Source organism: Microbacterium sp. GXS0129 (genome assembly GCF_044769785.1).
Classification (GTDB): domain Bacteria; phylum Actinomycetota; class Actinomycetes; order Actinomycetales; family Microbacteriaceae; genus Microbacterium; species Microbacterium nymphoidis.
The window spans coordinates 535,181-556,167 of sequence record NZ_JBIZVZ010000001.1; the positions used below are offsets into that span (position 1 = coordinate 535,181).

Genomic DNA, 20,987 nt, shown 5'->3' on the forward strand with positions numbered 1-20,987 from the left:
TCCCAGAAGGAGAAATCATGCAGCAGCGCTACGCCACCAACCCCGCCCAGATTCCGGGCATGACCACCGCGGAGCTCCGCGAGACCTACCTCATCCCCGAGGTCTTCGTCCCGGGCGAGATCTCGCTCACCTACACCCACCACGACCGCATCGTGCTCGGCGGCGCTCAGCCCGCTGGGCGCGTGCTGGAGCTGACCGGCTACCCCGAGATCCGTTCCGAGACCTTCCTCGAGCACCGCGAGCTCGGTGTCATCAACGTGGGCGGCGAAGGCGTCGTGACCGCGGACGGCGAGGAGTACACGCTGGTCTCCGGCGCATGCCTGTACCTCGGCCGCGGCATCGAGGCGGTGTCCTTCCGCGATGCCGCCGACGGATCGGGCGCGCAGTTCTATCTGTTCTCCGCCCCGGCCCACACCACGTACCCGACGCAGCTGGTGGCTCCGGGCGAGGGGACCGTGCGCGAGCTCGGCGACCAGCTCACCAGCAACCGTCGCACGCTCAACCAGTACATCCACGAGAACGGCATCCGCAGCTGCCAGATCGTCATGGGCGTCACCACGCTGCACCCGGGCTCCATGTGGAACACCATGCCGGCCCACACGCACGACCGCCGCACCGAGTGCTACCTGTACTTCGATCTGCCCGCCGACCAGCGCGTCGTGCACATCATGGGCGAGCGCGAGGAGACACGCCACCTCATGGTCGCCGACCGCCAGGCGGTCATCTCGCCGAGCTGGTCGCTGCACTCCGGCGTCGGCTCCGCCTCCTACTCGTTCGTCTGGGCGATGGCGGGGGAGAACCAGGCCTTCGACGACATGGACGCGGCCCCGATCGTCGACCTCAAGTGACCACGAACCCGCAGACGTTCACGATCGGCGAGGAGAGCTTTCTCCTCGCCGGTCGGCCGTTCCGGATCCTCGCGGGTGCGCTGCACTACTTCCGGGTGCATCCCGATCACTGGCGCGACCGCATCCGCAAGGCCCGGCTGCTGGGGCTCAACACCATCGAGACCTACGTGGCGTGGAACGCGCACGAACCGTATCGCGGGGAATGGGACGCCAGCGGTGGCCTCGACCTCGGCCGCTTCCTGGACATCGTCGCGGAGGAGGGGATGTACGCCATCGTGCGCCCCGGGCCCTACATCTGCGCGGAATGGCACGGCGGCGGGCTGCCCTCATGGCTCACGTCGATTCCGGGAATCGGGCTGCGCCGCAGCGAACCGCAATACCTCGCCATCCTCACGGAGTACCTGCGACGGGTCTACGACATCGTCGCTCCGCGGCAGATCGACCGCGGCGGGAACGTCATCCTGGTGCAGATCGAGAACGAGTACGGTGCCTACGGCGACGACAAGGAGTACCTGGCCGAGCTCGTCCGCGTGACCCGTGAGGGCGGCATCACCGTGCCGCTGACCACCGTGGACCAGCCCGAACCGCAGATGCTCCGCGACGGATCGCTGCCGGGGCTGCACCTGACCGGGTCCTTCGGCTCACGGGCGACGGAGCGACTGGCCACCCTGCGCGAACATCAGCCGACCGGACCGCTGATGTGCTCGGAGTTCTGGGACGGCTGGTTCGACTGGTGGGGCACGAAGCACCACACCACCTCCGCGGCCGAGTCGGCTCGCGAACTCGACGCCCTGCTCGCCGCGGGCGCCTCCGTGAACCTCTACATGTTCCACGGGGGCACCAATTTCGGCCTCAGCAACGGGGCGAACGACAAGGGCCGATACCTCCCGATCGTCACCTCGTACGACTACGACGCCCCGCTGTCGGAGTCGGGCGAGCCCACCGAGAAGTTCTGGGCGTTCCGCGACGTCATCGCGAAGTACGCCGACGTTCCCGGGACGGTGCCCGGTGCGGGGGCATCCGACGCCATCGGGTCCGGTACCGAGGCACACGCCGAGGGCGCCGCATCCGGCGTGCTTGCCGCCAGGGCACCGGCCCCGGCGTTCGATGTCGCACTGACCCCCGCCGGTTCATGGATCGGCCGCTCCGCCGCGGGGACGTTCCCGCAGCCGCCGACCTTCGACGAGCTGGGCGTCCCGGGCGGGGTGCTCGTCTACACGACGGAGCTTCCCGCGGGCGCTGCGGGGATCCTCACTGTCGCGGAGATCCGCGATCAGGCGTGGGTGTCCGTCGATGGAATGCCGGTCGGCACCATCTCGCGCACCCGCTCGGAACGGAGCATCCGCATCCCCGCGGGCCGGCGTCTGACGATCCTCGTCGAGGAGCAGGGGCGCACCAACTACGGCCCGCGCATCGGCGAGGCGAAGGGCCTCATCGGTCCCGCCCTGCTCGACGGAGCCGAGCTGAGCGGGTGGGACGTGGAAGTGATCGCGGAGCGCGATCTGGTGGCACGGGCGAGCGTCCCCGGCCCGGTGGAGACGGCACTGATCGCACCGGTGTGGACGGGCGAGTTCGACCTCGCGGAGGCAGCGGATCTGTTCCTGGATGCCGCCGGGGCGCGCAAGGGCTTCGCATTCGTCAACGGTTTCTTCCTGGGCCGGTACTGGCGAAACGGTCCGCAGCGCACGCTCTACGTGCCGGCTCCGGTCACCCGCGCCGGCCGCAACACCGTGACGCTGCTGGAGCTGGAGCATCTCGATGCCCCCGCGCTCACCTTCGCCCCGCACCCTGTGCTCGGCCCCACCGACGAGTGATGCCGCCACGGCGATCCCCGGTCTCACAAACTGTCGGCTTCCGAGTCGGGAGAGCCGTATGTGAGACCGGGGCTCGCTCTGGCCTCAGAACCTGTCGGCTGTCTGAGACGGGACAGCAGTATGTGAGACCGGGGCGCTGTGGTCTCAAAATCTGTCGGCTGTCCGAGACGGGACAGCAGCATGTGAAACCCGGGGATGCTGTGGTCTCAGAACCTGTCGGCTGTCTGAACCAGAACAGCAGTATGTGAGACCGGGCGCGGGCCGTTGTCTGAGCCGACGGCCACACCTGCGCACAGCAGGACTCATCGCCGCCGATAGGCTCGGGGGATGGCCTCCGTCCCCGTCACTGTGGCGATCACCGGGCAGTCGCCCATTGCGGTACAGCGCCGGATCGACGGATGGCTGACGGCCACGCGCAGCGCGGGAACCTACCGTCGCCGCGGTGACCGGATCCGTGTGCTGCGGCGTTCGCTCGGCGCCGGGGTCTACCAGCTTCCGAGCGGCGTGGTCCTGGAGCTGCGCATGTTCGAGGCCGACGGTGGCACCCTCCTCACCGGGCGCGCTCGCACGCGGGCCATGGACACCGTGCTGGTGCTGATCTTCGGCGGCATCGCCGCCGGGATCTTCCTGCTGCCGCTGCTCGGCGCCGTGACCGGACAAATGCCGGGCGGCGCGGACATCGCCTGGGCCATCGGCGGCCTCGTGGTGTTCGGCGGCATCACCGTGGCGATGATGATCGCCGATCGTCGTCGGCTGCGGCACACCGTGCCGGAGATGACGCAGTCGCTGCTCGCCGACCTCGGCTGAGCGGTCCCGCCTTGCGCGAGCGCATGATCGTGCCACCAATACATGACCCGTCGGCCGTACTCATCATGGATTCGAAGCATGATCATGCACTCGAGAGGCATCGGCACAGCGGAACACGGCGCATGCGCCCGGCAGCCCGCACATGACGCCGTGTGTCGGCGGGTGACGAAACACGGCCCTGGTCGGCCCGGGAATGTTCAGCATGGAAACATGGCTTCGCCCCTGATCTCCGTCACCGAACTCGCGGATCTGCTGCGGGACGGTGCCGAGGTCTGTGTGCTCGATGTGCGCTGGCGCCTCGACCAGCCAGAGGGGCGCCCCGAGTACCTCGACGGACATCTGCCCGGTGCCGTGTATGTCGACCTGGAGCGCGAGCTCGCCGAACACGGGCACCCCGAGCAGGGGCGGCATCCGCTCCCGAGCGATGACACCTTGCGGGCCGCGGTCCGCCGCTGGGGCCTGCGCCGCGGTGTCCCGGTCGTGGTCTACGACGACGTGCACTCCGTCGCCGCCGCCCGCGCCTGGTGGGTGCTCACGCACGCGGGGATCGCCGACATCGACGTGCGCGTGCTGGATGGCGGGCTGCGCGGCTGGGCGGCGGCCGGCTTCGGGCTGGAGACGGGAGACGTCCAGCCGCCGGTCGGCGATGCCGAGGTGGAGGGCTTCGGTGAGCAGCTGGGAATGGTGGAGACGGCCCGGTGGCCGCAGCACGGGGTGCTCCTGGACGTGCGATCCGCCGAGAGGTACCGCGGCGACCCCGATACACATGACCCCGTGGCCGGGCACATCCCCGGGGCGAGGAACCTGCCGACCACCTATCACCTGAGCGGTGGTCGTTTCCGGTCGCCTGCGGAGATCCGCCGCAACTTCGCCTCGCTGGGAGTCGATGACACCGTCCCGGTGGCGGCCTACTGCGGCTCGGGCATCGCCGCGGCGCACACGGTGCTGGCGGGCGCGGTGGCGGGGCTCGACGTCGCCCTGTATCCGGGGTCGTGGAGCCAGTGGTCCCGCACGCGTGGCCGCGAGGTCGCCCTCGGCATGACGCCCGCGCAGCGCATCCGCCGCGTCTGAGAAGGCGCCAGGAACGCTCAGTCGGCGCGCGGAGGGTTGTGCATGAACTCGAAGCGGATGCCGCTGGGATCCTCGACGAAGGAGGCGTAATAGCGCTCGTTGAAGCGGGGATACGGCTTCGGTGCGCGCACCTCGCTCCACCCGGCCTCCAGCGCCACGCGGTGCAGGCGCTCCACGTCCTCGCGGGAGTCCAGGGCGAAAGCGAGATGCTGCCAGCCGGACTCGCCGTGGCGGTGGAGGTCGCCGGGTTCGCGGGCCTGGAAGATGATCAGCTCGGTCTCATCGCCCTGGTGCCACGCCGCCGAATGGTCGTCGGCACCGCCGAACTCGTAACCGAGCGCCGTGAACACCGCCCCGAACTGCGTCAGCGCGCGGTCGAAGTCGACGACGGACATGCCGAGATGATCCACGAGTGCCATGGCGTCATCCTCTCATTCGCCCGCGGGCGCGCCATGCCTGACGCCACCCGTCGAAGCCATCCCACGCGCAGACGGCGAGGATCGCGGCGCCCAGCAGCACCGCGAGGATGCGGAAGATCCCGCCCTCGTTCGCGGACTGCAGGTCGGCGTAATGGAAATCCGATCCACCGTGCAGCACGATGGCGGCGATGATCTCGGGATTGATCAGCTGGCCGGTGGAGATCAGCCACAGCGAGACAGCGGCGAAGGCCACGGCCAGCACGGTGTTCGCTGACGCCGTCGCCGCGCTCCACCGCCGCTTCCGGAACACCGCGACGGCAACGGCCGCCTCGCCGAGCACGATCCCGAGGAAGACCAGCATCCACACCGGCCAGAGCCCGGGGTGCAGCACCGGGACGATCTCGCCGTCGAGCACGACGAATCCGCGGAACCGATCCCACAGCACCGCTGCGATCGACGCCCCCAGGAAGACGAGCGATCCCACCAGGTGCGACACGCTCGCACTGTCCTCCCGCGCCTCTGGCAGCTGATCCACGGTCCAGGTCGGGGCGGGGTCCCCGCCGACGCGCTCCAGGAGGGCGAAGACCAACGTCACCCAGAAGCACACGTGCACGACCACCGAGATACCCACCCCCACCGCGGTGCCGATGATCTGCCCGCCGGGGGCGTTGGAGATGCTGAGACCGAGGGCGACTGCGGCCATCACGCTCAGGGGAACGATCCACAGCAGCAGCTTCAGCAGGCGCCACCATGTCATGAAGTAGCGCGGGCCGATGAGGTGCAGCGGCCGATCCGCATAGCCTGCGGCGAGCACTCCCGGATCCCCGAGCGCGTTGAGCACCGCCCGTTCCGCATCGTCCGCGGACTCACCCTGCTCCAGCCGCGCCTCGACGGCGTCGGCGATGGACGTGGCCAGCTCCTCGCGGACATCCTCCTGGAGGTGCGGACGCAGGGTTCGCACGGTGGCGTCGATGTAGCGATCGGTCAGGGTGGCAGCCATGTCAGTTCTCCTTATCGTGCGTCAGCGCCGCGACGGCGTCTGTGAGTGCGAGCCACTCGCGGGTGAGGGTGTCGGCGAGATCGGCGCCCGCGGCAGACGTGCGGTAGAACTTGCGGGGACGTGTCTCGTCGGTGTTCCACTCGCTGACGAGGTGGCCCTGCTTCTCCAGACGCCGCAGCAGCGGGTAGAGGGTGTTCGCATCGGTGGGGAAGCCGGCGTGCTCGAGCTGTTCCAGGAGCGCGTACCCGTAGCCCGGCGTACGCAGCAACTGCAGGCACGCCAGCACCACGGTGCCGCGACGCAGCTCCTGCAGATGGATGTCGGTCGATTCGAACATGGCTACACAATACTGTGTGATGCACACTATTGTCACCTGTGTGGGAACAGCCGTGCCCCGGTCCCGTCAGGACGGGACCGGGGCACGGCGATGAGGCTACTTCGTGACCTTCACGGTGAGTGGTGCGCTCGTGGTGGTGCCTGCGGCGTTCGTGAACTCGACGGTGTACACGTAGGTGCCCTTCGGTTTGCCCGAGACCGTCGTGGTCGCGCGCTGCGCGGCCGGGGTCGCCGCGGTCAGCGTGCCCGCGGCGATCTCCGTGCCGTCCTCCAGGAAGCGGTACGAGGTGGCGTTCATGCCCCACCAGAGATCCGCGGTGAGCGTGAAGGTGCTTGCTCCGCCCTTCGCGTTCGACGACAGCGTCGGCTTGCCGGGGTTGGCGTCGGTGACCTTCACGGTGAGCGGCTTCGTCGCGGTCGTGCCCTTCGAGTTCACCAGCTCACCCGTGAACACGTACGTGCCGTTGCCGAGCCCCGAGATGTCGACGGTGGCGCGCTGCGCCTGCGGGCTGTTCATCGTCAGCGGCACGGTGGCTACCGGCTCCCCGTCGCGGAACAGACGGAACAGCTGCGCGTTCTCCCCCCACCACAGATCCATGGTGAGCGTGAACGTGCCGTCCTTCAGCCCGGTGTCCCAGCCGTCGTTCGACGACAGCGCGCCGACGCCGGGTGCGGTTGTCGCGTTATCGGGGCCGACCTCGGGCAGGGTGATCTCCGCGGTGGCGGCCGACCGCTCGCTCGTGCCGATCGCGTTCACCGCGACCACCTCGTACGCGTGGGTCGAACCGTGCTCCAGGCCCGTGATCGTGCAGGACGTCTCGGTGGTCTCGCACACCACCGTGTCGGTGCCCGCGGCGAACACGCGATAGCCGATGAAGCCGGGACCCGCTGGCGCCGAAGCTGTCCAGGAGACGGCCACCGAGGTGTCGGAGGCCGCGACCGCCGACGCCTCGGACGGTGCGCCCGGGAGCGTCTGATCGGCGACGGCGAGCCACGAGATCACCGGCTTCTCGCCCCCGGCACCCTCGTTCGTCACCACGTACTCCACGGTGGCGGGGGTATCGAGGGTGAACGTGAGGTCCGCGGTGAGACGCGGTGCCGAACCCGACAGCGCGATGTTGCCCTTCGCGAGTTCCACCCCGCCGGCCGACACCGTGTGGTTCATGGTGCGGGTGACGTTCCACCACTCCGTGAACCCGCCGGTGAGCGTGTACGTGCCGGCATCCAGCGGAAGCCGGTAGATGAGACGCGTGGTGTCCTGGTACAGGCCGGTCGAGAACTTGTCGGTGATGTCCGTGGCGCCCTTCGTCTTCATGCCGTCGGCGACGTAGCCCCACGAGCCGGCGTCGGGGGAGACCCGGTCCACCGCATCGTTGCGCAGTGCCGCCGCGCCGGCCACCGCCGTGTACGCGGGGGAGTCGGCGCCACTCGTTCCGGCGTCGATGAAGTACACCGGTGCCGGGGGGATCACCTCGTACCGCGCGATCACGGCCTGCGCGCCGTCGGCGAGCCGGCCAGTCACGCGAAGCGTGTCGTAGACCGCACGCTTCGCCGTGACCGATGCCTCATCCCACACGACGGGGTGAGCGGTTCCCGCGACGTCAACCGTCTCGGGAAGGTCGCCCGTGACGCCGATGGCACCCAGGACGCCGAGATCACGTGGCAGCCGCTGGACCGCGACGAGGGCGAGGCGGCCGTTGTAGCCGCTCGTGCCGTTCGTGCCGAACTCCACGGTGACGACGCCGTCCGTCTCCAGCGTGATGGGCTGGGCGATCGGGGTGGCGGTACCGGTGGAGGTCGCCGTCTTCGTGGTGGCGGCGACGCCCGGTCCCGAGACCTTCGTGTAGACGTTGGTGGTGAGTCCTGCGCGTGGTGCTTGTACGGCGACCACGTTGTAGGAACCGGCGGGCAGCGTGAGCCGATAGGTCACCGGCTTGTTGTAGTCCACCCCGAGGTAGGACGAACCCCAGTCCTGGGGGTTGCCCGCATCGGCGGCGGTGGCCGCAGTGGTGTAACCCCACGTGAGGCCCGCGCCCGTGCCATCCCACTTCTGGTCGGCGACCGCGTTGCGTAGCTCCGGGAAGGCCGCCAGCGCCGCGGCCTGCACCGAACCGGTCGCCGCACCGGACGAGCCGGAATCGATGAAGTACTCGAGATCCGCCGGGACGACGATCACGCGCGCGGTGAAACGCTGATACAGGCCGTTGTCCAGCTTCGCCGTGGTGCGTCCGGTGGCCGTGAAGGCGCCGAGCTCCGCGGTGGTGGCGGCGCTCTCGCGGGCGCTCAGCGCCCAGGTCACGGGCAGAGCGCCCTCAGCCAGCGCCAGCTCGGCGGGCAGTGCCCGCGCGCCGGACGTGATGGCGAGCACGCCCAGGTCACGGACATCGGGGCTGACGTCCTTCGGCACGAGACGATCGATGGCTGCCGTCAGCCGCGCACCGAGGGCGAGAGCACCCTCCGCGTCCAGGCCGAAGGCGCGTGGGTCGGCGACGGCGTCGCGGGCGTCGGTCAGGATCGACGCGAACACCGCCCAGGTCTCGGGAGAGTACTCGGTCTCGGCGAGCTGTGCCGCTGCCTCGACAGCGGCGGCCAGCGCGCTGGTGTCCACCGCAGCGGAATCGGCCGTCGCCGTGATCACGCCGACGGCGTCGACGTTGATGGAGGCGGTGTTCGCGGTCCGGATCGTGACGGTGTGCTGACCGTCGCGGAGACCTCGCAGCTGATAGGCGGTGCGCTCGCTGCCCGCGCTCCACGTGGGCGCGCCGGCGACGACGTCGACGCCGTCGACGATCACGTCCAGCGTCGGAGCGCCGGAATTGGTGCCGATGATGTCGAGTCCGGTGCCGGTGAACGCATATGTCATCGACGCGCCCTTCGCCGTGGACTTGGACGCGGTGCGCTGCCACTCGTACATGCCCTGACCGTTGACGTGGCTCCAGTTCGCGTCGAACTGCAGCACCGGCACCGAGGTGTCGGCCCAGCTGGTCTGGTGCATGCCGTCGATCATGGCGGTGTACCAGGGCGTGTAGCCGGGCACGGTGGTGACCTTCAGGTTGTCGAACTGCACGAACGTGAAGCCCGAACCCAGCTGGATCCGTCCCGTGGCCTGCGGCGCGGCATCGGTGTAGCTGGCGATCTCGACGCCGTTGACGGAGGCGGTGTACACCGCACCGGCGACGCGGACGGAGATCGTGTTCCAGACACCGGCGCCGGTGCGGAAGGCCGCCTCCGGGACGGTGGTCAGCGTGCCGCTGGCGACCGACGTCCCGAAGCGCAGCAGGCTCCAGGCGCCGGCCGGATCCACCCGCAGCTCGGCGGCCGACACGTTCTGGCCGTTGGCCGTGCCACCCTGCTCGCGTGCGCCGATGGTGGCGTAGGCCGACGCGGTGCTCTCGAACAGCACGTCCGCCGAGACGGTGTAGTTCGCCCAGCGGGCATCGCCGATCGTGGTCTTCGGGTCACCGCCGTTCCAGGCGCCGCCGGCCATGCCGGGGCCCACCTGCTGACGGAGCACCCGGCCGTGGGAGGCATCGTCGGTGGCCACCGACTCGAACGCGCCATTGGTGTCGTTCGTGTATCGCGGGACCACTCCCGCGCGCACCGCCGAGGTGCCGGGCGTGCCGGCCGGCGACGCACCCGCGCCGCGGGCGTCGAGGAACGAGACGCCGGAATCCACGAGCTGACCGGTCGCGGGGTCGTAGCCGGAGATGGTGGGCAGGCCGGCGTAGTCGAAGTCGTCGGCGTACAGGAACTCGTCGTCCGTGACGCCGTTCACCGCACCGGTGGCGTCGGTGTCCAGGACGTCGCGGCCGCCCTCGGCGGAGGTGTACTCCGCCGACGTCGGCAGCGTGTTGCCGAAGCCCTCGCGAGGGGCGAGCGTGCCGTCGGCACCGGCCACCGCGTGGTCGAGGGTGGTGAGGGTGACGGCGGACCAGGGCTTCACCGTCACGGTGTAGGCGCCGCCGTTCGGGGCGATCTCGGCGATGGGACGCACGTAGTTCGCGTCGTAGCGTTGACCCGCATCGGCCGCGCGCGTCTCCCACACCTCCGCGGTGGCGTCGGCCCCCAGTGCGAGATCCTGCGCGATCACCCGGTACGTCCTCGTGAAGCTGCTGTCGTTGACGATCACCGTCGAGAAGTCTGAGGCGTCGGGGGCGGCGAGCGTGGTGAACGAGTTGCCGCCGGCGCGGGCGCCGCTCGGCGGATTGCCGGTCCCCAGCGTGCTGCCGGAGGCCTGCGGGATCGCCCGCCAGATTCCCGCGGTGTTATCCGCGTTCTCCCATCCGAGCGTCGCGAACTGCGTGAACTGCGCCAGCACCGCCAGCCCGCCGTCGTAGTAGGTCCACCCCGACCAGGGGTCCCGGGCGCTGACCAGTTCCTTGGACGAGTACTGGAAGCCGTCGTAGAACGAGCCGATCGCGGGCTGGAAGATGTTCATCGTCCGACGCGACGCGGCGAACCCGGTCGTGATCCAGTTGCCCATCTCCAGGGCGCTGTTCGTGCCGCCGAAGGACGTGCCGACACCGCCCTGCTCATCGCTGGCGTTGTTGTTCGGCCGGTCCGCGGAGTTCGAGAACGTCGACTGACCCTCGGAGTTCCACACCTCCTGATCGAATTGCTCCGCGAACTTCTTGAGGTTTCCGGCGCTGTCATCTGCACTGGAGTAGTGGAAGCCGACGACGTCCACGGCGTCTCGCAGCGAGGAGTCGCTCCCCGTGAGTGCGTTGCCGAACGACGTCGGCGGGGTTCCGACGGTGTCCGCGGCCACCGTCCGGATCGCCCGGTAGCGCTCGCCCTCCTCGGCGGAGGCGAAGCCGTTGTTCGGGTCGTCCGACGTGGCTCCCTCGTAGCCCTTCGTATCGTTGCGCAGCCAGGAGGAGAAGTCCTTGTAGAGCTGGATCTCCGGGTTGGACGTCTCGTTCGCGTCGGGGTTGATGGAATCCACCATCACGCCGTACTCGCGGTATGCCGCCAGCACGGTGTTCTTGAACCACACGTACTGGTCCTGGTGCGAGGTGACCCAGGCGGGGCGGTTCCAGCGCAGGATGCTGACGTGCACGTCCCCGTGAGCGACGAGCTGGGCGTCGGCTGCCAGCTGGAAGCCGGGCTCGCGCTGCACGTTCGGGTACTCGTCCCGGCTCCGCATGGTGGCGGGGTTCGGGCCCGTCGAGGTGTTGCGGTCGTTTCCCATCTCGATCTTGACGGTGTTCATGAGCGGGTGATCGCCGCCGAACAGGGTCTCGATGAGCTCCCAGTACTTGTCGGGGTGCTGCGCCTTGTAGTCCAGCAGCAGCGCGCTGGTGGAGTTGGCGCTCAGCACGCCGAATCCCTTGAAGGTGAGGCCGTTGACGTTCTTCGCCGCCGCCGCCACGTCGGCGCCGGTGACGGTCACCGTGACGGTGTCCGCCGGTGCGGCCATCGCGCTGGTGGGCACCAGCAGCGGAGCCGCGATCAGCGCGGCGCTCGCAGCCGCGATCCAGGATCGCCGCGGCCGGGCCCGGCCCTCGCGGCCTCGTCGATCGTTCTGCGGACGGGGCATCCTCGCCTCCGACATGGGCACTCTCCCTTACGGCGCTCACGCATCATGGGCACGACTGCGTGCCCTTCGCCGATCCTGACCGGTGTCGCGGGCGATTTCCATTCAAACGTTCACAAACGTTCATGCTTGATCGAAAACAATCAGATCACTACGCTGACCAGACATGGCCTCCTCCGACACCCCCGCCTTCGGCCTGGCTCGCCGGGAGCGCATCCTGGACGAACTGCGCCGCACGGGATCGGTGCGCGTCGCCGACCTCGCCGAGCAGTTCGGGGTGTCCGACCTCACCATCCGGCGCGACATCGGGCAGCTGGCCGATCGCGGCCTCCTCACGCGGGTCCACGGCGGAGCGACGCTGCGCAGCCGTCTGGACACCACGGTGCCTGCGGCAGCGTCCGGCACCCGTTTCCGCGTGGGCATGGTGGTGCCGTCGCTCAGCTACTACTGGCCGCACGTGATCATCGGTGCGCGAGCCGCGGCCACCGAGCTTGGCGTGCAGCTGGTCCTGCGCGGAGCCAGCTACGCGGTGGCGGATCAGCGGCGTCAGATCGACGCGCTCGCGGCGGCCGGGGAGGTGCACGGGCTGATCGTCGCACCCGAGACGAGCGGCCCTGACGGACGCGCTCTGCTTCACCGTCTGGAGACGCTGGCGACCCCCGTGGTGCTGGTGGAAAGACGCGCGCCCACCGCACTCGCCCTGCCGAGCCTCGAGTGCATCACCACGGACCACGTGTTCGGCGGTGCCCTCGCGGCTGATCATCTCGCCTCCCGGGGCCACCGGCGCGTCGGCATCATCACCTCGTCCGGATCTCCGACGTCGGTGCCGTTGCGTCACGGGTGGAACCGCGCGGTCGCCGATCTCGGACTGGAATGCGCGGTGGACGTCGACGCGGCCCTCGACGACCCCTCCAGCACGTCGCGGGAGTCGGCGGTGGTGTCGATCCTGGACCAGTGCCGCGCGACGGGAACCACGGCACTGCTCATCCACAACGATCCGCAGGCCGTGATGCTGGAGCAGTACGCCGTCGACCACGGCTGGTCGATCCCGGGCGATCTCGCCATCATCGCCTACGACGACGAGGTGGCCTCCAGCGGCAGCCCGCCCATCACCGCGCTCAGCCCGCCGAAGCAGCACATCGGCCGCCTTGCCGTGGAAATGATGGTCGAGCGCCTCACCGGCGGCCCCGACCTCCCGGTGCGGCGCACGTCGGTGCTCCCTGTGCTCCACCCTCGCGAGTCGACCGCCGCCCCCTGAGGCGACGAATGTGACGCGGGACGGCGGCGTGTGACGGCGCATTGCGGAACGTGAACGAGGGTGACACAGACGCGCATCCCCGAGGGGAGCAGATTCCTAACGTGGGGGAACGGTCGGACTGACCGAACCCTTCCACAGGAGAATCCATGCCCCGTCATTCAGCACGTGCCACAGCCGCCGCTCTCGCCGCCGTCACCGCCCTGATGATGGTGGGATGCTCGTCCCAGGGGTCGTCTGGCGGAACGACCGCGTCCGCATCGGCGAATGCCGGCGAGCCGGTACAGGGCGGCACGCTCACCTACCTGGAGTACCAGCCGTACACGAACCTCTACCCGCCGCAGGCCGGCTTCTACCCGAACGGTGCGCTGGTGGGCAACATCACCGACCGTCTCACCTGGCAGGACCCCGAGACGCTGGAGATCCAGCCGTGGATCGCCACGGACTGGACCATCAACGACGACGCCACGGAGTACACGTTCAACCTGCGCCCCGGAGTCACCTTCTCCGACGGCACACCGCTGGACGCCGCCGTGGTCGCGAAGAACTTCGACGTCTTCGGCAAGGGTGACTCCGCCAAGGGACTCACCATCTCGGAGGCCGTGAACAACTACGAATCCAGCGAGGTGGTCGACGCCGACACGGTGACCTTCCACTTCAGCGCTCCGTCGCCCGGATTCTTGCAGGCGACGTCCACCATCACCTCGGGCCTCCTCTCCTCCGCCACCCTCGACCGCAAACTCGAGGACTTCGGTGCGGGCAATGCCACTGACATCATCGGATCCGGTCCGTTCGTGATCGACTCCGAGAAGATCGGCACCGAGGTGCACCTGGCGGCGCGCGAGGACTACGACTGGTCTCCGGCCGAGAAGGAGCACCAGGGACGTCCGTACCTCGACGACATCAAGCTGCTCGTGACGCCGGAGGACAGCGTGCGCATCGGCTCGCTGCTGTCTGGACAGGCCGACTACGTCCGTTACGTCCAGGCCTTCGACGAGCCCCGCGTGGAATCCGCCGGCTTCCAGGTGTTCGCCCCGCAGACCCGCGGCGTGAACAACTCCCTCAGCCTGCGCTTCACCAACCCGCTCCTCAGCGACCTCAAGGTGCGCCAGGCGCTCGTGGCCGGTGTCAACGCCCAGGAGGTCGTCGACACGATCTTCACGCAGAACTACCCCGTCGCCACCTCCGTGCTGAGTTCGTCGGCGCTGGGGTACAAGGACGAGTCCTCCTTCTACACCTACGACCCCGACAAGGCGAAGAAGCTGCTGGACGAGGCCGGCTGGACCCCCGGCTCCGACGGGATCCGCACCAAGGACGGGCAGCGACTGGAACTGCCGGTCTACGAGGCGAAGCCGCAGCCGCTGTCGAAGCAGACGCTGGAGCTGGTCTCCCAGCAGCTGAAGGCCATCGGCGTGGACCTGCAGGTGAAGTCCGCCGACGCGGGAAGCTACGCCGAGGACATCCTCGACCCGCTGAAGACGCCGCTGTACCACTCGATGGTCGGTCGCGCCGATCTGGATGTGATCAAGAGCCAGTTCTCCTCGAAGAACCGCAACGTGCTCCGCTCGGACGACCAGCACCTCGACGACCTGCTGACCGCGGTCGCCTCGGAGCCGGACCCCGCCAAGCGCGTCGCCGCATCCGAGGCCGTGCAGGACTACATCGCCGAGCAGGCCTACGTGATCCCGCTGTTCGAGGAGCCGCAGGTGTACGGCGCGGCCACCTACGTCCACGGCATCGAGTTCGAGTCCGTCGCCCGGCCCGTCTTCGCGGACGTCTGGCTCGAGAAGCGGTGATCCGGATGCCCTTCCTCGCTCGACGCGCGGCACAGGGGGTGATCGTCCTCGTCGTCGCCTTCACCGCCACCTTCATCCTCCTGCAGCTGCTGCCCGGAGATGCGGTGCTGATCAAGTTCCAGAACCCGGAGCTGGGTCTGTCTGCCGAGCAGATCGCCTCGATCCGTGCCAGCTACGGTGCCGACCTGCCGTGGTGGCAGCAGTACCTGCACACTCTCGGCGGATACCTCGTCGGCGACTTCGGGTACTCCACGCAGTACGGCACCGCGGTGCTGACCCTGATCGGTGAGGCGCTGCCCGCGACGGCAGCCCTCGCCGGTCTCGGCTTCGCGCTGGCGATCATCCTCGCCGTCGCGATCGCCGCGCTCGCCACTCTCGCCCCCTTCGGATGGCTGCGACGCGCGGTGCACGCGGTTCCTCCTGTGCTCGTCTCGGTGCCGGTGTTCTGGCTCGGCATCATCCTGATCCAGGTGTTCTCGTTCGGTCTGGGCTGGGTGCCGGTGGTCGGTGCGGATCCCGCCGTCGGGCTCATCCTGCCGGTGCTGACTCTCGCCGTCCCGATCGCAGCGCCGCTCGCCCAGACGCTGCTGCGCTCGATCGACGATGTGCTCCCGGCGCCGTTCGTGACGGTGGTGCGCGCCAAGGGCGCCTCCAACGCGTGGGTGCTGGTGCGGTCGGTGGCGCGTAACGCGCTGCTGCCGACGCTGACCATCGCGGGCGTGCTCCTCGGCGAGCTGATCGGCGGAGCGGTGGTGACGGAGACGGTGTTCGGCAGGACCGGCATCGGCCGTCTCACCGAACAGGCCGTCGCCAGCCAGGACATCCCGGTGCTGCAGGGCGTCGTGGTGCTGTCCGCGCTCACCTTCGTGGTGGTGAGCCTGGTGGTGGACGTGATCGCCACGCTCATCGATCCGCGCCTGCGCAGCACCCGACGTGCCCGGGCCGCCGCGCCCGCGGCCTCCGAGGCGGTGCCGGCATGAGCGCAGGACTCACCGATCCGCTCACCGACACGGTGATCGACGTGTCGGCCCCGGTGACGACGCCGGTGACGGCCGCCGTGACCGCACCCGCGGAACCTCCCCGGGCCCGTCGACGTCGCCGGCTCCCCGCACCGGGGCTGGTCGTGGCGATCGCGGTGCTCGCACTGGCCGTCGCCTGGGTGATCGTCCCGTCGGTCTTCGCGCCGGCAGATCCGCTCACCGGCGTCCCCGCCGACAAGCTGCAGGGACCGAGCCTGGCGCACCTGTTCGGCACCGACCAGCTGGGTCGCGATGTCCTCACCCGTGTTGTGCACGGCGCTGTCCATTCCCTCACCGGCGCGCTGGTGGCGGTGCTCGTCGGCCTCGTCGTGGGCACCGTGGTGGGTGTGCTGTCCGGATCCATCGGCGGCATCGTCGATGACGTCCTGATGCGCATCGTGGACGTGCTGCTGGCCATCCCCGGTCTGCTCCTGTCGCTGTCCGTGATCATCCTGCTCGGCTTCGGAACCGTGAACGCCGCGATCGCGGTCGGCATCGGGTCCATCGCGTCCTTCGCCCGTCTCAGCAGGTCCGAGGTGGTGCGCGTGCGCCGGACCGACTACGTCGAGGCGGCGTTCGGGTCGGGCGGGCGATTCCTCACGGTTCTGCGCCGGCACGTGCTGCCGAACTCTCTCACCGCCGTGCTGGGGCTGGCAGCGCTGCAGTTCGGCACGGCGATACTCGCCATCTCCACGCTCGGCTTCCTCGGCTACGGCGCCCCGCCGCCGACGCCGGAATGGGGTCTGCTCATTGCCGAGGGCCGCAACTACGTGGCGACGGCCTGGTGGCTGACGGTGTTCCCGGGGCTCGTGGTGCTCGCCGTGGTGCTGAGCGCCAACCGCCTGAGCCAGGCCATCTCGAGGAGGACCCGATGAGCGCTCTGCACGTCACAGATCTCCGCATCTCGTACGACACGCGTCGCGGTCGCCGCGAGGTGGTGCACGGCGTCGATCTCACCATCGACGAGGGCGAGGTGCTCGCGCTGGTGGGTGAGTCCGGCTCGGGCAAATCGACCACGGCGCACGCGGTGCTCGGGATCCTCCCTGCGGGCGGACGCATCGAGGGCGGGAGCATCCGCATTGGCGATACGGACGTTTCGGGCTGGTCCGATGCCCGGCTGCGCTCCGTCCGCGGCGCCCGCATCGGCCTGGTGCCGCAGGATCCGGTCTCCTCGCTGGACCCGGTGCGTCGCATCGGGGTGCAGGTGGGAGAGATCCTGCGTCTGCACGGTGAGCGCGATCCGAAGGCCATCCGCCACCGGGTGATCGATCTGCTGGAACGCGTGGGGCTCGATGACCCGCAGCTGCGAGCGACCCAGTATCCGCACGAGCTCTCCGGAGGCATGCGTCAGCGCGTGCTGATCGCCACCGCCATCGCGCTGAAGCCCCGGCTGATCATCGCCGACGAGCCCACCAGCGCCCTCGACGCCACGGTGTCGCGACACATCCTCGACCTGCTCGACGAGCTGCGCGAAGAGGACGGCACGGCGCTGCTGCTGGTGACCCACGACCTCGGTGTTGCGGCGGATCGCGCGGATCGCATCACGGTGCTCCGGGACGGGGAGGTGGTGGAGTCCGGCCGCACCGGCGACATTCTCGCCGCCCCTGCCGACCGGTACACCCGACAGCTGCTCGCCGATGCGCCCGCGTTCCAGACGGTCGAGCCCCGCACGCCTCCCGCTCCGCTGTACCTGCGGGATCCGGACGCGGCGGGCGCCGAGGACCCGTTCGCAATCGTGGCCGAGGGGATCGTCAAGCGATTCGCCGCCCGGGGTCGCGCGCCGTTCCTCGCCGTGGACGACGTGTCGTTCCGCGTCCGACGCGGCACGACGCATGCCATCGTGGGAGAGTCCGGTTCGGGCAAGACCACCACGGCGCGCATCGTGACGCGCTTCCTCGATGCGGATGCCGGAAGGGTGACCGTCGACGGCACCGACGTGCTCGCGCTGCGGGGACGCGGACTGCGAGAGCTCCGCCGCGACGTCCAGCTGGTCTACCAGAACCCGTTCTCCTCGCTCGATCCGCGCCAGAGCATCGGCTCGATCGTGGCCGAACCTCTCGTGAACTTCCGCATCGGCTCCCGGGCCGAGCGTCGCGACCGGGTGGCGGAGCTGCTGGAGCGGGTGGCCCTTCCTGCCGACGCCGCCGAGCGATCGGCGCGTGAGCTGTCCGGCGGGCAGCGGCAGCGTGTCGCCATCGCCCGCGCGCTGGCCGCCGGTCCTCGCGTGGTCGTGCTGGACGAGGCGGTGTCCGCTCTCGACGTCACGGTGCAGGCCCGCATCCTGGAGCTGCTGGATTCGCTGCAGCAGGAGCTCGGACTCACCTACCTGTTCATCTCTCACGACCTCGCGGTCGTGCGCCGCCTCAGCCACACCGTCTCGGTGATGCGCAAGGGCCGCGTCGTCGAATCCGGAGACACCCGCGAGATCTTCGAACGCCCCGCACACGAGTACACGCGCGAGCTGCTCGCCGCCGTTCCGGGGCGCCCCTCCCACACCGTTTCCCCCGCACGAAAGGAGTTGGTCCCGTGACCGACGCCCCTCCCACGCTGGCCTTCTTCACCCGTCTCCTCGACGAGGTGCCCGCAGCCCAGCGCTACGACAACGCGATCGAACAGATCCGCCATGCTGAGCGCTTCGGAATCGGCCGCGCCTGGGTCGCGCAGCACCACTTCCGCTACGCCGAGGGCGGTCTTCCGTCCCCGCTGGTGTTCCTGGCGCACGTGGCGGCGCTCACGACCGAGATCCGCCTCGCCACGGGCATCATCACTCTTCCGCTGGAGGACGCCGTGCGTGTCGCCGAGGATGCCGTGGTGGCCGATCTGCTTTCCGGCGGACGCATCGATCTGGGGCTCGGCTCCGGCGGCACTCCCTCCTCCTTCATCCCGTTCGGACAGGACCCGAAGGCGAAGGCACAGGTCTACGACGAGAAGCTGGCCGTGCTGCAGAACGCTCTGCGCGGCGGCGATGTGGGAGCGGGCAACTCGCTGAACCCGGTGGCGGGATCACTGATCGATCGCATCTGGCAGGCGACGTTCTCGTCCTTCGGCGGCACCCGTGCGGGCGTGCCGGGCGACGGACTGCTGCTCTCTCGCACGCAGCCCCGTCCGGCCGAGGCTCCCGAGGCATCGCTGGCGGACGTGCAGAACCCGATCATCGACGCGTACCTCGCGGCGCTGCCCGCGAGCCGGGCGCCCCGGATCACCGCATCACGCACCGTCTTCGTCGCCGACACCCGTGCCGAGGCGCTGCGGTGGGCGGAGCAGGGGCTGCGACGGGGGGCTGAGGGGCTGCGGCGCAGCGGCCAGGTGATCCCCGACGGATCGCTCGACGATCTCATCCGCTACACCGACACGCACCTCGGAACGCCCGAGGAGGTGGCCGCGTCGCTAGCCGCCGACGCCACGCTGGGGCGGGTGACCGAGGTCGCCTTCCAGGTGCACTCGGTGGATGCGCCACACGAGCAGGTGCTGCGCTCCATCGAGTTGTTCGCCTCGGAGGTGGCGCCCGCCCTGGGCTGGGGCGCTCGCGTGGAAGCGGAGGTGACGGCATGACCGCCGCCGAGGTGAGTATCACCGACGTCGTCGACGAGCTCACCGGCATCGAGCCGGACGAGCGCAGCGCCGCACTGCGGAATCGGCGTCCGGTGACCCGGGAGCAGTTGCAGGCGAGCTTCGACGCGCTGTTCACGCCGCTGTCCGACGAGCACTTCGCGCTCGCCGATCGCGAACTGGTGGCGGCCTTCGCCACGCGCCTCACCGCGGACGACGCGGCGGCGGCGTTCTATGCGGACCGGGCACGCTCCGCGGATCCGGTCGCGGCGGACATCGTGCTGGCAGAGGCCGCCCAGGCGGCCACCACGGGGCCGTTCGGCCACTATCGCGAAGCCGGGCTGCAGAACGAGAACACCGATGGCGTGCGCTACGCGCCCTCGGAGGACGCCGTCATCGCGCTGGGCTCGCGTCTGGCCGCGGCCCTCGCGCACACCCACCTGCTGGTCTACCGCCCGCGCGAGGCCGACGATTCGGCGATCCAGGCGCTCCTGGATGCCGGGTGGGACGCGGACGGCATCATCACCCTGTCCCAGCTGGTGTCCTTCCTGGCCTTCCAGCAGCGCGTGGCTGCCGGCTTGCGCGCCCTGGCCCTCGCCGGGCCCGCCCCATCCGACTCGACCGCGACGGAGGTCTCCGCATGACCGGCACCACCCTCACCCACGACGCCGAGCACCCCCACGCGTTCACACGCGCCGAGGTCGGCTGGCTGCCCTGGCTGCCCGCCGTGGCCGAGGAGGAGCTCACCGAGCGCCACTACGACGGACTGGTGGATCGGGGCCGGGCCGGCAGTGACTACTTCCGCCTGCTCGCGCGGGACCCGGAGATCCTCCGCGCGCGCACCCTCGTGGACAAGGACATCTTCTACAACACCGTCGACGGCCTGCCGCGCGGCGATCGCGAACTCGCAGCCGCCGCGGTGTCCCGTGTCAACGGATGCGTGTTCTGCGCGTCCGTGCACGCTCGCTTCGGCGCCCATCACGCCCAGCGTCCCGACGACATCGACCTGCTGCTGGCCGAGGGGACGAACGCGGATCTCGGTGAGCGCTGGAACGCGATTGTCGCAGCTTCGGAGGCCCTGACCGTCACGCCCGTGGCCTTCGGCCCGGTTCATGTGGAGCGACTGCGCGCCGCCGGACTCGACGACGACGAGATCGCCGACGTCATTCACGGCGCCGCGTTCTTCAACTGGGCCAACCGCCTCATGCTCTCCATCGGCCGCCCCGTGGCTCCTCCCGCGGAGGCGTGACGTCGGCTCGCCCCGGCGCCGGAACTCACGACGCCGGGGCTTGGTCTCAACCGCTGCGCCGGCATCGCCCGTCGGCGACAGATTCTGAGACGACACCCGTCTCCGCTCTCAGAAAGTGATCCGGAGACGGCGGTGCCGTGCAGGAATGGAGACCACAACGGACAACGGCCGCGCCGGACAACGGCCGGGCGTCGGGGCGAGGGCACGACGGCGATTGACAGCCGGTGGCCCCAGACCACACCGGCGCGGTCCCGCCCTGAGCCGGCCTCGACGGCTGTGCCGGTCCGG

The 20,987-nt window shown here is 69.7% G+C and carries 16 protein-coding genes; 12 read left to right on the plus strand and 4 right to left on the minus strand.

All coding sequences use genetic code 11. The features are described from left to right. The first annotated feature begins 17 nt into the window (after positions 1–17). The 4 genes from kduI (at position 18) to ACIQJ5_RS02340 (ending at position 4,540) form a co-directional block, all read left to right on the plus strand. The gene (gene kduI, locus ACIQJ5_RS02325; RefSeq protein WP_402840515.1) at positions 18–848 is read left to right on the plus strand and encodes a 5-dehydro-4-deoxy-D-glucuronate isomerase; all 831 of its coding nucleotides are present in this window, start codon (positions 18–20) and stop codon (positions 846–848) included. Then, positions 845–2,662: a beta-galactosidase gene (locus tag ACIQJ5_RS02330; protein WP_402840517.1), complete on the plus strand. Its 1,818-nt coding sequence runs from the start codon at positions 845–847 to the stop codon at positions 2,660–2,662. The genes kduI and ACIQJ5_RS02330 overlap by 4 nt, the downstream gene beginning before the upstream one ends. Positions 2,663–2,989: 327 nt before the next feature. Continuing rightward, positions 2,990–3,469, plus strand: coding sequence for a hypothetical protein (locus tag ACIQJ5_RS02335; protein WP_402840520.1), 480 nt, complete (start codon positions 2,990–2,992; stop codon positions 3,467–3,469). Between the two features lie 210 nt (positions 3,470–3,679). Further along, entirely contained in the window at positions 3,680–4,540 is an 861-nt protein-coding gene (locus ACIQJ5_RS02340) for a sulfurtransferase (RefSeq protein ID WP_231090632.1), read from the plus strand. 17 nt (positions 4,541–4,557) lie between these two features. Here ACIQJ5_RS02340 and ACIQJ5_RS02345 read toward each other — a convergent pair whose 3' ends face one another. From ACIQJ5_RS02345 to ACIQJ5_RS02360, 4 genes are all read right to left on the minus strand, one after another. After that, positions 4,558–4,959: a VOC family protein gene (locus tag ACIQJ5_RS02345; protein ID WP_231090631.1), complete on the minus strand. Its 402-nt coding sequence runs from the start codon at positions 4,957–4,959 to the stop codon at positions 4,558–4,560. A gap of 4 nt (positions 4,960–4,963) precedes the next feature. Beyond that, positions 4,964–5,959, minus strand: a complete 996-nt coding sequence (locus ACIQJ5_RS02350; protein ID WP_402840525.1) for a permease prefix domain 1-containing protein — start codon at positions 5,957–5,959, stop codon at positions 4,964–4,966. 1 nt (position 5,960) lies between these two features. Next, a complete protein-coding gene (locus ACIQJ5_RS02355) occupies positions 5,961–6,296 on the minus strand; it encodes a PadR family transcriptional regulator (RefSeq protein WP_402840528.1) in 336 nt (111 codons plus the stop codon). A gap of 96 nt (positions 6,297–6,392) precedes the next feature. After that, positions 6,393–11,834: a fibronectin type III domain-containing protein gene (locus ACIQJ5_RS02360; RefSeq protein WP_402840531.1), complete on the minus strand. Its 5,442-nt coding sequence runs from the start codon at positions 11,832–11,834 to the stop codon at positions 6,393–6,395. Positions 11,835–11,997: 163 nt separating this feature from the next. Here ACIQJ5_RS02360 and ACIQJ5_RS02365 point away from each other — a divergent pair, with 163 nt between their 5' ends. The 8 genes from ACIQJ5_RS02365 (at position 11,998) to ACIQJ5_RS02400 (ending at position 20,699) form a co-directional block, all read left to right on the plus strand. Then, a complete protein-coding gene (locus tag ACIQJ5_RS02365; protein WP_231090627.1) occupies positions 11,998–13,089 on the plus strand; it encodes a substrate-binding domain-containing protein in 1,092 nt (363 codons plus the stop codon). A 146-nt stretch (positions 13,090–13,235) separates the two neighbouring features. Continuing rightward, the gene (locus ACIQJ5_RS02370; RefSeq protein ID WP_231090626.1) at positions 13,236–14,882 is read left to right on the plus strand and encodes a TIGR04028 family ABC transporter substrate-binding protein; all 1,647 of its coding nucleotides are present in this window, start codon (positions 13,236–13,238) and stop codon (positions 14,880–14,882) included. A 5-nt stretch (positions 14,883–14,887) separates the two neighbouring features. After that, a complete protein-coding gene (locus tag ACIQJ5_RS02375) occupies positions 14,888–15,862 on the plus strand; it encodes an ABC transporter permease (RefSeq protein ID WP_231090625.1) in 975 nt (324 codons plus the stop codon). Further along, a complete protein-coding gene (locus tag ACIQJ5_RS02380) occupies positions 15,859–16,776 on the plus strand; it encodes an ABC transporter permease (protein ID WP_402840536.1) in 918 nt (305 codons plus the stop codon). The genes ACIQJ5_RS02375 and ACIQJ5_RS02380 overlap by 4 nt, the downstream gene beginning before the upstream one ends. Continuing rightward, positions 16,773–18,431, plus strand: coding sequence for a dipeptide ABC transporter ATP-binding protein (locus tag ACIQJ5_RS02385; protein ID WP_402840539.1), 1,659 nt, complete (start codon positions 16,773–16,775; stop codon positions 18,429–18,431). The genes ACIQJ5_RS02380 and ACIQJ5_RS02385 overlap by 4 nt, the downstream gene beginning before the upstream one ends. After that, positions 18,428–19,453, plus strand: a complete 1,026-nt coding sequence (locus ACIQJ5_RS02390) for a putative FMN-dependent luciferase-like monooxygenase (RefSeq protein WP_402840542.1) — start codon at positions 18,428–18,430, stop codon at positions 19,451–19,453. Before ACIQJ5_RS02385 ends, ACIQJ5_RS02390 begins: the two co-directional genes overlap by 4 nt. Beyond that, positions 19,450–20,094: a CMD domain protein gene (locus ACIQJ5_RS02395; protein ID WP_402840544.1), complete on the plus strand. Its 645-nt coding sequence runs from the start codon at positions 19,450–19,452 to the stop codon at positions 20,092–20,094. Before ACIQJ5_RS02390 ends, ACIQJ5_RS02395 begins: the two co-directional genes overlap by 4 nt. Continuing rightward, positions 20,091–20,699 (plus strand): alkylhydroperoxidase domain protein, encoded by a 609-nt coding sequence (locus ACIQJ5_RS02400; RefSeq protein ID WP_402840547.1) that lies wholly within the window; start codon positions 20,091–20,093, stop codon positions 20,697–20,699. Before ACIQJ5_RS02395 ends, ACIQJ5_RS02400 begins: the two co-directional genes overlap by 4 nt. Positions 20,700–20,987: the final 288 nt, after the last annotated feature.

What these genes read in the sequence shown, in the direction of transcription:
- kduI (WP_402840515.1), top strand. Translation starts at nt 18, where the DNA reads ATGCAGCAGCGCTACGCCACCAACCCCGCCCAGATTCCGGGCATGACC.
- ACIQJ5_RS02335 (WP_402840520.1), top strand. Translation starts at nt 2,990, where the DNA reads ATGGCCTCCGTCCCCGTCACTGTGGCGATCACCGGGCAGTCGCCCATT.
- ACIQJ5_RS02340 (WP_231090632.1), top strand. Translation starts at nt 3,680, where the DNA reads ATGGCTTCGCCCCTGATCTCCGTCACCGAACTCGCGGATCTGCTGCGG.
- ACIQJ5_RS02345 (WP_231090631.1), bottom strand. Translation starts at nt 4,959, where the DNA reads ATGGCACTCGTGGATCATCTCGGCATGTCCGTCGTCGACTTCGACCGC.
- ACIQJ5_RS02350 (WP_402840525.1), bottom strand. Translation starts at nt 5,959, where the DNA reads ATGGCTGCCACCCTGACCGATCGCTACATCGACGCCACCGTGCGAACC.
- ACIQJ5_RS02355 (WP_402840528.1), bottom strand. Translation starts at nt 6,296, where the DNA reads ATGTTCGAATCGACCGACATCCATCTGCAGGAGCTGCGTCGCGGCACC.
- ACIQJ5_RS02360 (WP_402840531.1), bottom strand. Translation starts at nt 11,834, where the DNA reads ATGCCCCGTCCGCAGAACGATCGACGAGGCCGCGAGGGCCGGGCCCGG.
- ACIQJ5_RS02365 (WP_231090627.1), top strand. Translation starts at nt 11,998, where the DNA reads ATGGCCTCCTCCGACACCCCCGCCTTCGGCCTGGCTCGCCGGGAGCGC.
- ACIQJ5_RS02370 (WP_231090626.1), top strand. Translation starts at nt 13,236, where the DNA reads ATGCCCCGTCATTCAGCACGTGCCACAGCCGCCGCTCTCGCCGCCGTC.
- ACIQJ5_RS02375 (WP_231090625.1), top strand. Translation starts at nt 14,888, where the DNA reads ATGCCCTTCCTCGCTCGACGCGCGGCACAGGGGGTGATCGTCCTCGTC.
- ACIQJ5_RS02380 (WP_402840536.1), top strand. Translation starts at nt 15,859, where the DNA reads ATGAGCGCAGGACTCACCGATCCGCTCACCGACACGGTGATCGACGTG.
- ACIQJ5_RS02385 (WP_402840539.1), top strand. Translation starts at nt 16,773, where the DNA reads ATGAGCGCTCTGCACGTCACAGATCTCCGCATCTCGTACGACACGCGT.
- ACIQJ5_RS02395 (WP_402840544.1), top strand. Translation starts at nt 19,450, where the DNA reads ATGACCGCCGCCGAGGTGAGTATCACCGACGTCGTCGACGAGCTCACC.
- ACIQJ5_RS02400 (WP_402840547.1), top strand. Translation starts at nt 20,091, where the DNA reads ATGACCGGCACCACCCTCACCCACGACGCCGAGCACCCCCACGCGTTC.